At 43.4% G+C, this 678-nt stretch carries 1 protein-coding gene; it reads right to left on the bottom strand.

The features are described from left to right. The coding region (gene prs / locus ACTHSP_RS21210; RefSeq protein ID WP_440346908.1) for a ribose-phosphate diphosphokinase at nt 1–443 on the bottom strand (443 nt) is incomplete at its 3' end. Nucleotides 444–678 lie beyond the last annotated feature (235 nt).

Below are 678 nucleotides of genomic sequence, written 5' to 3'. Positions count from 1 at the left end.
TTATCTACCGGAATATCGAAGAAACCTTGAATTTGATCGGCATGCAAGTCAACAGTCAATACGCGGTCGATACCTGCCGAGTACAACATATTCGCTACCAATTTAGCAGAAATAGGTACACGAACAGAGCGAGGACGACGATCTTGACGCGCATAGCCAAAGTAAGGAATCGCGGCAGTAATACGACCGGCAGAAGCACGTTTGAGTGCATCGGCCATAGTCAAAATTTCCATCAGGTTGTCATTGGTTGGCGCACAGGTAGATTGCAAAATAAACACATCGCGACCACGCACATTTTCCAACAGTTCAATGGCTACTTCGCCATCAGAGAATTTGGAAACGGTGGCTTCACCGAGTGAAATATCCAAATGTTTGACAACGCGTTGCGCCAATTCCGGATTTGCATTACCGGTAAATACCATTAAACTGTCATAAGCAGCCATATCTTCACCTGATTCTAAATTTGATTTACGCGCAGAAAACATTACGCTTCCCTTTGCCCTATGTCTAAGACACTAATTACGCGATTATACTCGTAAAGACGGGTAAAAAAAAGTTTTTCAGCGTTATTTCGCTCTGAGCATAAAAAAGCGTGTAAGAAAACTTACACGCTTTTATTTGGCTGGGGAGGAAGGATTCGAACCTTCGCATGCTGGAATCAAAATCCAGTGTCTTAAC

This window comes from Neisseria sp. P0001.S005, from assembly GCF_051963715.1.
This window is presented reverse-complemented; position numbering and strand designations above follow the sequence as displayed.